Raw genomic sequence first — 14,137 nt, 5'->3', positions numbered from 1 at the left:
GTTCGGTTTCCTGCTGATTTATTTGTTCCCGAAAATCCGTTGGCAGCGCTGGCGCTACGAGGTAAGGGAACAGGAAATTGAATTGCAGCATGGTTTGTTTATTGTAACCCGGACATTGGTCCCGATGGTGTGTGTTCAGCATGTGGATACTGAACAAGGGCCCATACTACGAAAATATGATCTAGCGGAAATTTCAATTTCAACAGCTGCAACCACTCACACAATTCCGGCATTAGTAACAGCGGAAGCCGATGAGCTGAGGGCCAGAATTTCCGTATTAGCAAGGGTGGCGGAAGATGATGTATGAAGAACGTTACAAACTTCATCCGATTTCGGCATTTCTAAATTTCATTAAGGGCTTAAAGGAATTGATTGTGCCGTTCATCATCGTTTTTGGTGTCAATATTTTCAGAGACGGCGGAGTCAGCTCGATGTTCACCCAAGGGTGGCAGGGCTTGCTCCCGATCATAATTGGGAGTGTTGTTCTAGTCTTCTTGCTGGTCGGTGGAATAATTAAATGGAAACGTTTTGTTTATTGGTTTGAAGATGGAGAATTGCGCATAGAGTATGGCCTCTTTGTGAAGAAAAAGCGATATATTCCATTTGACCGAATTCAAAGTTTGAATTACACAGAAGGCATCTTTCATCGCCCGCTCGGTCTGGTGAAAGTGAAAGTGGAAACAGCTGGTTCCGGCAAAATAGGGCAGGCGGAAGCTGAGTTGACGGCTATATCACGAGAAGACGCAGACCGTATTGAAAGTGAAATGGAAAAAGCCAAGCACCATCTGCCTGACGAGGTTGTCGCAGAAATGGGACCGGTTGAAAAAGTGGAAGCACCTGTTAAAAAAGAAGCGATGGTACTGTACCGCATGTCCATGAAGGAATTATTGATTTTGGCGACGACTTCCGGAGGGATCGGGGTTGTAATTTCAGCAGTTGCACTTTTCCTGTCCCAGTTTTCCGAGTTGATTCCATACGATGCTATCTACGAGGAAGTCATGCTGTTTCTACGTTTTGGTGTATTGATTGTGGCCTTGACCATCTTTATGGTTCTGTTGATTGTATGGGTTATTTCGGTCATTATGACGATTGTAGCCAATTACCAATTCACCATTCAACGTGATGAGGACCATATCTATATCACCAGAGGTTTATTGGAGAAAAAGAAGGTTTCCGTACCGTTGAAACGCGTTCAAGGAATAAAAGTGAGCCAAAATCCTCTGCGGGAGCTCTTTGGCTATGCAACGGTAATGGTTGAAAGTGCAGGAGGCTCGGTTGGGGATAAGGATGAAAAAATCCGTTTGTTTCCTTTGGTGAAGGCGGATCGGATGATTCCGATACTGGCTGAGTTATTTCCTGAACTGGAATGGACACCGGAACTGGTCAAAGCACCAAAGCGCAGCGTCCATTTCTTCTATCGCCTGGATTTGATCTGGCTATTACCGATGCTCGCGGCTTTAGGTTATTTTTTCTATCCATACGGCCTGCTGGCACTGATTATTTTGCCATTTATCGTAATCACCGGAGTCTGGCAGCACCGGACAGCAGGCTATGCGTTAGGAGAGAAACAATTGACGATGCAGTTTAGAGGACTCAGCAAACACCGCTTTTTCATGCTGAAGAAGCGCGTCCAGGTCATTCAAGTGACGCAGAGCTTTTTTCAACGCCGAAAAGGGATTGCTTCAATCAGTTCGACCATCAAGTCCGGAATGATGGGAGCTACTGCAACCACCCCTCATATGGAAAAAGACGATGCTAGCAGGATTCTAGCATGGTATGAACCTTCTGGATCCAGAAACAATGAACGTTGAAACTTATACTTTTCCCCAAACAAAAACAGCCGGAATTAAAAATTCCGGCTGTTTTCTTTATTTTTTAGCCCGCCAGCTGACGATCCGTTTTGGATGGAAATAACTGAGTCCGATAAGGAATCCAGTAATCATTCCGGCGATATGGGCCGTGACGTTGACGTTCGGTGTCAGGAAAGTCATGACTATACTAATGACGATAATTGGGAGTATAATTTGTTTGAGCTGAGGCAAGGCGCGTCCGCCGTAATACACCAATGCGCCAAATGCGCCAAATACTCCGAAAATCGCACCGCTGGCTCCCACATGAGCATAATCGAGCGGCTGCAAAAAGTAGGTTGCCGCTGAAGCGAAGAATCCCGCCAACACGTAAATTGTGATAAAACGAACTTTGCCGGTTAAACGTTCCAGTTCAGGTCCGAAGAGAAACAACGAGAACATATTAAACAGCAAATGCATCAATCCGCCGTGGAGGAACATAGGTGTGAAGAATCGCCACCACTCTCCTTGTGCAATGTAGAAGTTAGAACCGATGCCGTGGAAGTAAATTAGGTCACCAAGTTCAGGTATCCGAGTCAGTACATAGACTAATAGATTAAGTGCGATCAAAGTGGAAACGACCGGGTACATGTTCAGGTACTGCTTAAAACTTTCTGTTCGTATAAACATTTAGTCACCTCTATTTCATATTTTTAATTATACCTGTTACCGGTTTGCGATTGAAAGGAGAAACATTTATGATTACAGGAATCGGGTTGGATGTCGTTGAATTGTCACGAATTCGGCGATTGGATGCCAAATCATCAAAATTTCGTCAACGTATTTTAACTGAATACGAGCAGGTTGAATACAACCAATTAACAGCGAAAAGGAAAGTGGAATTTTTAGCAGGCCGTTTTGCGGCAAAAGAAGCGTTTTCCAAAGCTAATGGAACAGGGATTGGCGGTGATTGCTCTTTTCAGGATATTGAAATCAGAAAAGATGACAAAGGCAAACCTTCTGTTTATTTCCAGCGCATAGAAACGGGCCTGGTATCCATCACACATTCAAAAGAATTTGCAGCAGCGCAAGTTCTTTTACAAACAAATTAACTGGGCGGTGTTACGATGACGGAATACTATCGGCCGACAAAAGCGGTCATTGATTTAGGTGCAATCAAAAAGAATTTAGCAATATTTCAAAAACGAAGCGGCGATGCTGAAGTGATTGCCGTAATAAAAGCGGATGCTTATGGACACGGGGTTCTGGCAGTGGCGAAGACAGCTATCGAAAATGGTGTCAATATGCTGGCAGTGGCAACGCCGGATGAAGCTCTTTTTCTTCGGGACCAGGGCATCGAAACAGAATTGCTGGTAATGGGTGCTACTCCTCCAAGTTTTATCCCTGTGGCCCAGCAGCGCGACATTACCGTAACTGCAGTTTCCATTGACTGGCTGTCAATGGCAGCGGGCCAGTTGATGCCGGAATCGAATACTTTAAAAATTCACTTGAAAGTGGATACGGGCATGAGGCGGATTGGCATCCAAGTGGACGAAGTCAACGAGGCATTCGGTTTTATCGCTGATCATGATTTTGCTTTTAAAGGAATCTTCACGCATTTCGCGACTGCGGATGAACAGCAATCTTCTCTTTTTAGTCAGCAGGTGAAGGCGATGAATGCTGTAATTGATAAATTGGACGATCCTTCTATTATGGTTCACGTTTCCAATAGCGCAGCCGCCATCATGCACCCTGAATTAGCTTGTGATGCAGTGCGGGTGGGGATTTCTTTGTATGGCATCGCACCATCTCCCTATGTCGGGGAGGAAATGCCTATTCAGCTGCATCCGGCACTCAGTCTGGAAACGGAAATTATCCACGTGAAAAAAATCCGGACTGGCGAAGGTGTGAGTTATGGAGCTACTTACCGGGCCGAACAGGACGAGTGGATTGCGACCTTGCCGATCGGTTATGCCGATGGGATGCTTCGCGGACTGCAGGGGCAGGACGTTTTGGTGAGAGGACAGCGTGTACCGGTTGTCGGTAGAATTTGCATGGACCAGTGCATGATCCGCCTTTCTGAAAAAATGCCGGTCGGAGAAAAAGTACAGCTGATTGGACAGCAAGGAGAGCAGCGGATTTTCATTGATGAATGGGCGCGCAGACTGGAAACAATCCCATATGAAATCCCGTGTATTTTAACAAAACGTGTACCGCGTATTTACTCGGACAGCACAGAAGTTTCCGATTTACCTTTTCAGGAACCCGATACAATGTTAAGATGAGAAAGATAAAGACAGAAGAACGGGATTTTCGGAGGTGTCGGCTGTGTACGAGAAGTCAAAGACAAAAGAAGTGGTTGTAAAATTGCCAAAACAATTTATTTCGGAGTTGACAACTCATTCAGATGAACGTGTTCAAGAAAGTGGAGATTACATCTATGTTTCCACACACCGGGTGACTAAGAATTTGTACGACTCATATCATATTCGGGAAGCGATGATCAAGGGCTACGTGGAGATGTCACAAATCAATCTATCGATTGCTTGTGAATGTTCTCACGCTGAGTACGAAGCGGAGCACACGACAGTGCGACTCGTAAGCGGAGGGTGACAACTTGATTGTAAAACGCGGGGATGTTTTTTTTGCAGAATTATCGCCGGTCGTCGGGTCTGAGCAAGGTGGGACCCGTCCTGTGCTGGTGATCCAAAACGATATAGGAAATCGTTTCAGTCCTACTGTCATCATTGCTGCAATTACGGCACAGATTCAAAAAGCCAAATTGCCGACTCATGTAGAGATCAACGCCAAAAAGTACGGCTTTGAACGTGATTCAGTGATTCTGCTTGAACAATTGCGGACCATTGACAAGTCTCGACTGACCGATAAAATCACCCAACTTGATGACACGTTGATGGAAAAAGTGGACGAGGCATTGGAAATTAGCGTCGGTCTTGTAAAATTTTAAGCATACATACTCCTTGAAAGACACCTTGAGAATTTTTTCTCGAGGTGCTTTTTTTTTCAAATGATAAGCAGGCCGACAAAAAAGATGTGAAAAAAACGAATTTCCGATACAATAAAGAGTAGCAGATAAAATTTGGGATACATAGTGTCACGGGGAGGGTTTTTAATCAATATGAATAAACAGATGGCTCAATATATACAAGGGAACTTAACAGAAATCATTTCGCAATGGCAGGAAAAAATGAAGAGCGAAAAAAATGATCGTTCTTTTCAATTAATGACTGCAGAACTGATGAATCAAACAAGCCATGAATTTGCGGAACTAATGATTTCCAATCTATTAGAAAGCCATCAAGCTTATGAAAATAGATTAAATGATTTTGCGGAGAAGGTGGTTCGCCTTGGATGGTCAATTACATTTGTTACAAAAGCGATCACTCATTTTGCAGAAATTGTCTATGAAGGAATGACTGAAGAAGAGATCATTCATGAAGGTAATATTGCTGCATTTGTAGAAGAGTTCAGTAAATGGATCACGCCAATTCGCGACAACACCATAGAGGCGTATTCAAAAACTTGGGAGCGTACGGTAAGCCTTCAAAAGATTGCGCTGCAGGAACTTTCAGCTTCTCTTATTCCAGTCTTTGAAAAAGTTTCGGTCATGCCGCTTGTTGGAACAATCGATACAGAGCGGGCAAAACTGATCATGGAAAATCTACTGGAAGGTGTGGTTAAGCATCGTGCAGAGGTCGTGTTGCTTGATATCACCGGAGTTCCGGTAGTGGATACAATGGTCGCCCATCACATTATCCAGGCAGCAGATGCTGTCCGTCTGGTTGGAGCAAAATGCATGCTCGTCGGAATTCGGCCTGAAATTGCCCAGACGATTGTTACGCTTGGCATCAACTTGAATGATTTTACGACAACGAGCACGTTGCAACGAGGCGTGGAACAAGCGTTAGCTTGGACAAACCGAAAAATTGTGGAGGTTGAAGACTGATGAATTTTAGAATTCCAATTTTAAAGTTAAGAGATACATTGATTGTTTCGATACAATGGGAGCTTGATGACCAAACGGCTCTTCAGTTTCAAGAAGATTTATTGACGAAGCTGCACGAAACAAGTGCACGCGGTGTCGTTATCGATTTGACATCGATTGACTTTATCGACTCATTTATTGCGAAAGTTCTGGGAGACGTCATCAGCATGTCAAGTCTGATGGGGGCCAGAGTAGTCATTACCGGTATCCAACCAGCAGTCGCTATCACTTTAATCGAGTTAGGAATTCGACTTGAAGACGTTATGACAGCGCTAGATTTAGAAAATGGCTTGGATAAACTTCAATTGGAATTGGAGGCTTAAAAATGAGCGACCAGTCCTCGGTGGAAATTTTGACAGAATGGGATATTGTTGCCGCAAGACAACTCGGACGCAACGTGGCGAAAGAGCTTGGCTTTGGTACAGTTGACCAGGCCCGTATTACAACGGCCATCAGCGAGCTTGCTCGCAATATTTATTTATATGCTGGAAAAGGCAGGATTGAGATCCAGCAGTTAACAGAAAATGGCGTTAAAGGAATCTTAATCATTGCTGCAGACAGCGGCCCCGGAATTCCTGATATTCGCAAAGTAATGGAAGATGGCTTTACGACTTCCGGCGGGTTAGGAGCAGGACTGCCTGGTGTTAAGCGGCTAATGGATGATTTTAAGATTGAAACGATTTTAGGTGAAGGAACAGATATAAGAGCTACGAAGTGGCTTCGTTAGGGGGAACGCCCAATGGCTCAAGAAATTGAGATTCAGTATAAAGAAATTTTAAACGAATACATGAAGAAACAATCAGAACAAAATTTGTATGTTGGCCAAAATTTCAGTAGGCAGCTTATCCTTGAGAACATTGCGCCCGAAGAAGTCATCAGCATGCACAAAGCGGCAATTCAGGAGTTGTATGGAGAATTGCCGGACGTTGTATGGCATTCTTTTGATTTTTTAATTGAAATGATGATCAATTACGGTTTGGCACTTCAAGAACGGCAAAGCCTTTTGAAGCAGCAGGAAGAGTTGAAAGTGGAAATGGATCTTGCTGCAAATGTTCAAGAAACTTTGTTGAAGACCAAGTTGCCTGTACTGGAAGGTTTGGATATCGGCCTTCTTTCTATCCCTGCGCGCAAAATGAACGGGGATTATATTTATTTTGTCAGTGATCACGATGGTTATGCCGGTGTGGCGGTTGCGGATGTAATCGGCAAAGGTCTTCCGGCAGCTCTTTGCATGTCCATGATTAAGTTTGGTATGGACAGCTTAAACAGCTCACATGCGCTTCCAAAAGATGTCTTAGGGGTCATCAACCGGATTGTGGAGAAGAGTGTCGACGATTCGATGTTCGTTTCGATGTTCTACTGCAATTACGATGCTAAGCAGGCACGGTTGACCTATGGATCTGCGGGACATGAACCGGCTATCCTGTATCGTGCCAAAAATAACGAATTCAGTGAACTGTATGCGAAAGGGCTGCTGCTGGGTGTGTCTCCTGCTGCTGTGTACGAAGAACATACAGTCGACTTGGAAAAAGGCGATCTGGTAATTATGATGACGGATGGCGTAACGGAAGGCCGGAACGATGAAGGCTTTATCGAACGCGAGGTTATTTTTGAGTTGATTGAACGCAAAAAAAACGAACCTGCGCAAACCATTGTGCAATACGTCTATGACGAACTTGAACGGATGCAAAATGCCCAGTTCCAGGATGACTTTACCCTGGTGATTTATAAAAAAGTGTAACGGCAGGTTTAGCTAGGGGTCAATTGTGGTATTTAGGCTTAGAATAGCTTTTTTAAGCGGGATTGAATTTTAAAAAACGGGGTGTCGAATCACAATGAATATTCAAGTGGATTTAACTGAATCGGACAATGTCCTTGAGGGCTTTATACGCGGGGAAATAGATGCACATACCGCACCAGTCCTACGGGAAAAATTAGAAAATTACCAGAACCACCAAGGATTAAAAGCAGTGTTGGATCTTTCCGACGTTAATTATATGGATAGTACAGGATTGGGAGTTTTCGTGGCTTTTTATAAATCGGTCAATTCAAATGGCGGACACGTAAAATTAAAGGGACTCTCAACCCGATTGAAACGACTTTTCGATATTACAGGTTTAGGCGATATTATGGATATCGAATCAGTCGGGAAGGGTGGTAACTGATATGCGTCCTTTCGATTATGTGGAAATGAGAGTGCCTGCCAAATCTCAATATGTCGGTGTCGCAAGGCTTACAATTTCTGGTTTAGCCAGCCGTATCGGATTTTCATTTGATGATATAGAGGATTTGAAGATCGCTTCAAGTGAGGCGGTTACCAATGCGGTTCAACATGCTTATGCAGAAGGCGAAGAAGGCGAAGTTGTTATCGGCTGCGCACTGTATGAAGATAAGATTGAAATTATGGTAGCGGATCATGGCCAAAGTTTTAATTTTGAAGAAACCAAAGCTAAAGTAGGTCCTTATCATGATCAAGAAGAAGGCGCTTTTCTCCGTGAAGGAGGTCTCGGCTTGTATTTGATTGAAACATTGATGGACGAAGTCAAAGTTCATCATCAAGAAGGCGTAACAATCTTCATGACAAAGCATGTTGAAGGAGAGCAGGTGGAGAAGGATGTCGAAACAGTCTCATCCTAATCAGCCTACCAAAGAGCAGGTGCTTGAGTGGATTGAAGCTTATCAAAAGACAGAAGATGAAGAAGCCCAAACAAATTTGGTATTAAATTACAAGCGTCTTGTGGAATCCATTGCACGAAAATATTCTAATGGTAAATCTTACCACGAGGATATTGCGCAAGTAGGCATGCTTGGACTTTTAGGAGCTATCAGACGTTACGACCCTTCATATGGCCGTAGCTTTGAGGCTTTTGCTGTGCCTACGATTATCGGCGAAATCAAACGCTTTTTGCGTGATAAAACGTGGGCGATTCACGTTCCGCGGCGCATAAAGGAATTAGGCCCCCGTATCAAAGCAACCGTTGAAGTATTGACAACAGAGCTTCAGCGTTCGCCGCAAGTATGGGAAATTGCCGAATATCTGGATGTTGAAGAAGACGATGTACTTGAAGCGATGGAAATGGGCAAAAGCTATCAGGCACTTTCAATGGACCACTCTTTAGAGGCAGATTCAGACGGCAGTACCGTCACTTTGTTTGATGTAGTAGGCCAAGAAGACGATGGTTACGAGAAAGCGGATCAGCGGATGCTTGTAGCTGAAGCGATGAATGTGCTTTCTGAACGCGAGAAGCAGATCATCCAATTCACTTACATAGAGCAGCTGAGCCAGAAAGAAGCCGGAGACAAACTCGGTATTTCTCAAATGCATGTATCTCGTTTGCAAAGAAAAGCCATCAAAAAACTTCAAGAAGCTATTCTAGCGGCCGGTGGGGTTTCTTAGTGGAGAAAATTCAGCATAGTTTTGTAGATGCTTATATTTTCAACGAAGCAAAAAAAGGAAATCATGAATCTGGCGACAGCTATCATACAGTGTTGACGGACGATTATTTCATTTGCTCCGTAGCCGATGGATTAGGGAGTGGACCTGTAGCACGTGAATCGTCTCAAGTCATTCCCCAAATTTTACGACAATACCACCATGAAACAATCGATCAATTAATGTATCGCTTTAACGGCTTGATGCTTCAGAAACGCGGAGCTGCCGTAGCAATCTTTAAAGTCGATTTCACTAAAAAGACCCTCGAATACAGCTGTGTCGGCAATATCCGATTTTATTTGTACCGCAAAGCGACAGATGAAATTATCTATCCCTTGCCGGTGATGGGCTATTTATCGGGCCGTCCCCAAAAATTACGCACTCAGCTTTACACTTATGTGGAAGACGATTTGTTCCTGATTCATTCCGATGGAGTGGATTTGAGAAATCCAAAAGCCATGATGCGGAAAGCTGCGGTTCCTGAACAATTATATCGCGACATACTGGCGTCCATTCAAACGGGTGATGACGCCACTTTCATAACAGGAAGCCTGCTTAAATGAGCTGGCTTCTTTTTTATTGCTCAAACCCGAGAAGTTTGCTCTTCAGCACGTAACCGAACTGGTTGAAAAATTGCCGATTCGCTAATCGGGGTTGTGCCTGGAGGAGCTACAAGAGCGCTTCCTCTTTTCAATGTTCAGACTCCAGCGCCCAGCTCTTGGGTCATAAGCCAACCCGACTGTGCGGCAAAGAGCGCTTCGTCGATCTGTCTCATGCCCGTCAGTGCTACATGGGCGCTTGCGCTTTTCAGTGTCCAGACTCCAGCGCCCACCTCTTTGGGTCATAAGCCAACCCAACTGTGCGGCAAAGAACGCCACACTGTTGGTCTGTCTTATGCCCGGCAGAGCTACACGGGCGCTTCCGCTTTTCTTAATGTGTTAAAATAGAAGAGAACTGAAGGGAAGTGTCTATATGGAAATGCAGCAAATTCACACATTAATCGCCAAAGAAACGGGCGTGCGAAACAACCAAGTCGCGCAAGTCATCGCATTGATTGAAGATGGCAATACCGTGCCGTTCATCGCGCGTTACCGGAAAGAGGCAACCGGATCTTTAGATGAAGTGCAGATCAAAGCAATCGATGACCGGTATACATACATTCAAAATTTAGAACAACGGAAAATAGATGTAATCCGGTCAATTTCAGAACAGGAGAAGTTGACAGATGAATTGGAAAAGGCAATTCACAACGCTACCGTTCTGCAGCGTGTTGAAGATTTATACCGGCCATATAAACAAAAACGTCGGACCAAAGCAATTATTGCAAAAGAAAAAGGTCTTCAGCCGCTGGCGGATTGGCTAATGGAACCCGGCAGTGAAAACTTGGGTGATAAAGCGCTGGCATTCGTCAATGAAGAAGCGGGCGTCGCATCAACTGAGGAAGCAATCCAAGGAGCACAGGACATTTTGGCGGAATTATTCGCTGACGATCCCGACATTCGAGAAAAAATTCGGTATATGACGCGAAAAGATGGCACAATCGCCACCGCCGCCAAGAAAAATCACGAAGACGAAAAACAAGTATTCCAAATGTATTACGAATATGAAGAAGCGATTCAAAAGATCGTGCCGCATCGAATTTTAGCCATCAATCGTGGAGAAAAAGAAGATGTTTTGAAAGTGTCCATCAACCCGCCGGCCGACCGAATCATAACATTGATGAAAAACAAGTGGATGAAACAAACGCGTTCAACAGGAGATGTAGTTGCTCAAGCCATCGAAGACAGTTACAAACGGCTGATACAACCGTCAGTTGAACGGGAGATTCGGACTGAATTGAGCGAAAAAGGAGAAACTCAAGCCATTCATATCTTCTCGGAAAATCTGCGTAATCTTCTTCTGCAGCCGCCGATGAAAAATAAAATGGTGCTAGGGGTTGATCCGGCCTACAGAACAGGCTGTAAACTCGCTGTCATCGATGAAACGGGCAAACTGCTGGAAGTTGCGGTTATCTATCCGCATCCGCCCAAATCAGATCAAGCCGGATCAAAGAAAATTATGGAACGGTTGACTTCAAAGTATCCGATTGAAATCATGGCGATCGGAAACGGCACCGCTTCACGTGAGACGGAGCAATTTGTTGCTGATTTTCTATCGGAGACATCGGCGGACATATCGTATGTCATCGTCAACGAAGCGGGAGCCAGTGTCTATTCTGCCTCTGACATCGCCCGTGCAGAATTTCCTGATTTAAAAGTAGAAGAGCGGAGCGCTGCGTCGATTGCACGCCGCCTGCAGGATCCTTTGTCTGAACTTGTGAAGATTGATCCGAAAGCGGTTGGTGTCGGACAGTATCAACATGATGTCTCGCAGAAGAAATTAGCAGACCAGCTGACGTTTGTCGTAGAAACTGCGGTCAACCAAGTCGGTGTCAACGTGAACTCCGCATCATCTTCTTTATTACAGTACGTGGCCGGCTTGAGCAAAACCGTAGCAGAGAATGTTATCAAAGTTCGGGACGAAAATGGCCGTTTTACTTCACGGGCCCAGCTGAAAAAGATTCCGCGCTTGGGAGCGAAAACTTTTGAACAGGCGATCGGATTCCTGCGTATTCCAGAAGGCAAAAACCCATTAGATGCAACAGGTATCCATCCCGAGAGCTATGACATTGCGGAAAAACTATTGAAGCTTGTAGGGGAAGACAAGAAATCTGTCGGAAAAGCAGGGATTTCCGAAAAGCTTGAGGCGCTTGACCTTTCAGAACTCAGCGTTCAATGGGATGTTGGTGAAATAACATTAAAAGATATTCTGGAGGCACTGGAGAAACCTTTCCGTGATCCGCGCGATGAATTCCCGCAGCCTTTATTAAAAAACGATATTTTGAAAATGGAAGATTTATTGCCGGGCATGGAAGTGCAGGGAACTGTCCGCAACGTAGTCGACTTCGGCGCATTTGTCGATATCGGTGTGAAGCAGGATGGCCTGGTCCATATATCGAAACTGAAAAAAGGGTTTGTGAAGCATCCGTTAGAAGTGGTAGCCGTCGGAGACATCGTGACAGCCTGGGTAGAGAAAGTGGAAAAAGACAAGGGGCGAATCGCTTTGACGATGCTGCAGCCGAAAGAGCAGACTCTTTAACATTGAACATAGGGGAGTTAACATGACGAACGAAGAACTGACTGGACTGATCAAAGAAATTTCGTTGACGAAGTTTCATAAGCCGTTCCGGCATAAAGGTGTTTTCAATTCCAGACTCCGGACTACGGGAGGCAGATACATGCTGCGGTCCCATAATATCGAAATCAATCCGGGCTCCTATGAGAAGTTTGGTTATTCCGAACTTGAAGGCATCATTAAGCACGAATTATGCCATTACCATCTTCATATAGAAGGAAGAGGCTATAAGCACCGCGACCGAGACTTCAGGGAATTGCTGAAGGAAACCGGTTCGCCTCGTTTTTGCTCGGTCCTGGAGAATAAAAAACAGCAGCGCGCTGCCAAATCTTATATCTATCAATGTCTCGCCTGTAAGACGAATTACAGACGGAAGATTCGAATGAACACAGAGCGTTACAGATGCGGCCAGTGCTCCGGAAAGCTGGCTGCGAAATAATGATTTAAAGGGAAGGGAGGCGATCCGATTATGGATGGCCTCCCTTTTTAATGTTATTTGGCACACTGGATTCAGTAGAAGAAAACAAATAATAAATATAAATGAAAAAGGTATTGACGATTCTCTTGGGGCTCTTTATAATAGAAAAAGTCGACAAGTACTTAAACATTATTCCGAAGTAGCTCAGTGGTAGAGCACCGCACTGTTAATGCGATGGTCGTAGGTTCGAGTCCTACCTTCGGAGCCATTCATGGCCCCTTGGTCAAGCGGTTAAGACACCGCCCTTTCACGGCGGTAACACGGGTTCGAATCCCGTAGGGGTCACCATCTTCTAAACAGCAATTAATCTGAAAAGTTATAGTTGGATAACTTCTGTGTTACACTAATACATGAGTCAAACAAGTATAAGAAAATAAGTTGATGTTTTTGCTGGCGTTTCAAATTGCAATTGTTTCTAGTAAACTGAAGCGTTTGATTAAGAAGAAACAACTATATTATTGTCGCGGGGTGGAGCAGTTCGGTAGCTCGTTGGGCTCATAACCCAAAGGTCGCAGGTTCAAATCCTGCCCCCGCAACCAAATGGTCCCGTGGTGTAGCGGTTAACATGCCTGCCTGTCACGCAGGAGATCGCCGGTTCGATCCCGGTCGGGACCGCCATTTTTTATTGGGGTATAGCCAAGCGGTAAGGCAACGGGTTTTGATCCCGTCATGCCCTGGTTCGAATCCAGGTACCCCAGCCATTATTAATTAAACGATACGACGATGAATTAGAAATTCTAATTTCTGATTGACACTAAAACGATCATGCAGTATAATAGAATTTGTCCCTAAAAATAATTCAATGCGGTCGTGGCGGAATGGCAGACGCGCTAGGTTGAGGGCCTAGTGGGAGAAATCCCGTGGAAGTTCGACTCTTCTCGGCCGCACCAATACCTCTTCGAACGCGCCCGTAGCTCAATTGGATAGAGTACTTGACTACGAATCAAGCGGTTAGAGGTTCGAGTCCTCTCGGGCGCGCCATATTTCTTCTTATTAACAAAACATTATGTGCGGGTGTAGTTTAGTGGTAAAACCTCAGCCTTCCAAGCTGATGATGAGGGTTCGATTCCCTTCACCCGCTCCAAACTTTTTAACCTGAACCTTGAAAACTGAACAGCAAAACGTCAACAATACAGCAACGGCCGCGCAAACGGCCCGCGCAAACCTACTGATCAGTGCAAACAGATCAAAGCGAATCGCGCGTCTTCGGACGGCGATACGCCAGCAAGTATTTGAGCAATCAACTACTCTATAATGGA

The 14,137-nt window shown here is 44.8% G+C and carries 17 protein-coding genes and 8 tRNA genes; 24 read left to right on the top strand and 1 reads right to left on the bottom strand.

Features of this window, described 5'->3' with window-relative positions; genetic code table 11:
• On the top strand, window positions 1–307 hold a 307-nt coding region (locus FQV26_RS14390; RefSeq protein ID WP_146558834.1), incomplete at its 5' end, for a PH domain-containing protein.
• The gene (locus tag FQV26_RS14385; RefSeq protein ID WP_146558836.1) at window positions 300–1,811 is read left to right on the top strand and encodes a PH domain-containing protein; all 1,512 of its coding nucleotides are present in this window, start codon (window positions 300–302) and stop codon (window positions 1,809–1,811) included. The genes FQV26_RS14390 and FQV26_RS14385, both read left to right, overlap by 8 nt.
• A 57-nt stretch (window positions 1,812–1,868) precedes the next feature.
• Here FQV26_RS14385 and FQV26_RS14380 read toward each other — a convergent pair whose 3' ends face one another.
• Window positions 1,869–2,477 carry a rhomboid family intramembrane serine protease gene (locus tag FQV26_RS14380; RefSeq protein WP_146558239.1) on the bottom strand — a complete coding sequence of 203 codons (609 nt, stop codon included), beginning with the start codon at window positions 2,475–2,477 and terminating at the stop codon, window positions 1,869–1,871.
• 68 nt (window positions 2,478–2,545) lie between these two features.
• Between FQV26_RS14380 and acpS the strand changes: the two genes are divergently transcribed.
• The 22 genes from acpS to FQV26_RS14270 all read left to right on the top strand — a co-directional run bounded on the left by acpS (window position 2,546) and on the right by FQV26_RS14270 (window position 13,962).
• Entirely contained in the window at window positions 2,546–2,899 is a 354-nt protein-coding gene (gene acpS / locus FQV26_RS14375; protein ID WP_146558238.1) for a holo-ACP synthase, read from the top strand.
• A gap of 15 nt (window positions 2,900–2,914) precedes the next feature.
• Complete coding sequence (gene alr, locus FQV26_RS14370; protein WP_146558237.1) at window positions 2,915–4,072, top strand: alanine racemase; 1,158 nt, start codon at window positions 2,915–2,917, stop codon at window positions 4,070–4,072.
• A gap of 43 nt (window positions 4,073–4,115) precedes the next feature.
• Window positions 4,116–4,400 (top strand): transcriptional regulator, encoded by a 285-nt coding sequence (locus tag FQV26_RS14365; RefSeq protein ID WP_142827252.1) that lies wholly within the window; start codon window positions 4,116–4,118, stop codon window positions 4,398–4,400.
• A gap of 4 nt (window positions 4,401–4,404) precedes the next feature.
• Complete coding sequence (locus FQV26_RS14360; RefSeq protein WP_008432415.1) at window positions 4,405–4,755, top strand: type II toxin-antitoxin system PemK/MazF family toxin; 351 nt, start codon at window positions 4,405–4,407, stop codon at window positions 4,753–4,755.
• A gap of 171 nt (window positions 4,756–4,926) precedes the next feature.
• Entirely contained in the window at window positions 4,927–5,754 is an 828-nt protein-coding gene (locus FQV26_RS14355; protein ID WP_146558236.1) for an RsbT co-antagonist protein RsbRA, read from the top strand.
• Window positions 5,754–6,116, top strand: coding sequence for an STAS domain-containing protein (locus FQV26_RS14350; protein ID WP_008432419.1), 363 nt, complete (start codon window positions 5,754–5,756; stop codon window positions 6,114–6,116). Before FQV26_RS14355 ends, FQV26_RS14350 begins: the two co-directional genes overlap by 1 nt.
• Before the next feature lie 2 nt (window positions 6,117–6,118).
• On the top strand, window positions 6,119–6,520 hold the full coding sequence (locus FQV26_RS14345; RefSeq protein WP_146558235.1) for an anti-sigma regulatory factor: 402 nt from the start codon (window positions 6,119–6,121) through the stop codon (window positions 6,518–6,520).
• A gap of 12 nt (window positions 6,521–6,532) precedes the next feature.
• Entirely contained in the window at window positions 6,533–7,534 is a 1,002-nt protein-coding gene (locus FQV26_RS14340) for a PP2C family protein-serine/threonine phosphatase (RefSeq protein WP_146558234.1), read from the top strand.
• A gap of 94 nt (window positions 7,535–7,628) precedes the next feature.
• Window positions 7,629–7,958, top strand: coding sequence for an anti-sigma factor antagonist (locus tag FQV26_RS14335; RefSeq protein ID WP_146558233.1), 330 nt, complete (start codon window positions 7,629–7,631; stop codon window positions 7,956–7,958).
• Between the two features lies 1 nt (window position 7,959).
• On the top strand, window positions 7,960–8,430 hold the full coding sequence (gene rsbW, locus FQV26_RS14330) for an anti-sigma B factor RsbW (RefSeq protein ID WP_006830181.1): 471 nt from the start codon (window positions 7,960–7,962) through the stop codon (window positions 8,428–8,430).
• Window positions 8,408–9,190, top strand: a complete 783-nt coding sequence (gene sigB, locus FQV26_RS14325) for an RNA polymerase sigma factor SigB (RefSeq protein ID WP_146558232.1) — start codon at window positions 8,408–8,410, stop codon at window positions 9,188–9,190. The genes rsbW and sigB overlap by 23 nt, the downstream gene beginning before the upstream one ends.
• The gene (locus tag FQV26_RS14320) at window positions 9,190–9,789 is read left to right on the top strand and encodes a PP2C family serine/threonine-protein phosphatase (protein ID WP_146558231.1); all 600 of its coding nucleotides are present in this window, start codon (window positions 9,190–9,192) and stop codon (window positions 9,787–9,789) included. The genes sigB and FQV26_RS14320 overlap by 1 nt, the downstream gene beginning before the upstream one ends.
• A 409-nt stretch (window positions 9,790–10,198) precedes the next feature.
• The gene (locus FQV26_RS14315; RefSeq protein ID WP_146558230.1) at window positions 10,199–12,364 is read left to right on the top strand and encodes a Tex family protein; all 2,166 of its coding nucleotides are present in this window, start codon (window positions 10,199–10,201) and stop codon (window positions 12,362–12,364) included.
• Between the two features lie 22 nt (window positions 12,365–12,386).
• On the top strand, window positions 12,387–12,839 hold the full coding sequence (locus FQV26_RS14310) for a SprT family protein (RefSeq protein ID WP_146558229.1): 453 nt from the start codon (window positions 12,387–12,389) through the stop codon (window positions 12,837–12,839).
• A gap of 172 nt (window positions 12,840–13,011) precedes the next feature.
• Window positions 13,012–13,086, top strand: a tRNA-Asn gene (locus FQV26_RS14305).
• Window positions 13,087–13,091: 5 nt separating this feature from the next.
• Window positions 13,092–13,166, top strand: a tRNA-Glu gene (locus tag FQV26_RS14300).
• A 174-nt stretch (window positions 13,167–13,340) separates the two neighbouring features.
• Window positions 13,341–13,417: transfer RNA gene (locus FQV26_RS14295), tRNA-Met, on the top strand.
• A 3-nt stretch (window positions 13,418–13,420) separates the two neighbouring features.
• A tRNA-Asp gene (locus FQV26_RS14290) sits at window positions 13,421–13,496 on the top strand.
• An 8-nt stretch (window positions 13,497–13,504) separates the two neighbouring features.
• Window positions 13,505–13,579: transfer RNA gene (locus FQV26_RS14285), tRNA-Gln, on the top strand.
• Window positions 13,580–13,682: 103 nt separating this feature from the next.
• A tRNA-Leu gene (locus FQV26_RS14280) sits at window positions 13,683–13,768 on the top strand.
• A 14-nt stretch (window positions 13,769–13,782) separates the two neighbouring features.
• Window positions 13,783–13,859, top strand: a tRNA-Arg gene (locus FQV26_RS14275).
• A gap of 29 nt (window positions 13,860–13,888) precedes the next feature.
• Window positions 13,889–13,962 (top strand) — tRNA-Gly (locus FQV26_RS14270).
• The last annotated feature ends 175 nt before the right edge of the window (window positions 13,963–14,137 follow it).

Origin of the sequence: Planococcus sp. CPCC 101016, from assembly GCF_007859295.1 — a bacterium.
Lineage (GTDB): Bacteria > Bacillota > Bacilli > Bacillales_A > Planococcaceae > Planococcus.
This window is presented reverse-complemented; position numbering and strand designations above follow the sequence as displayed.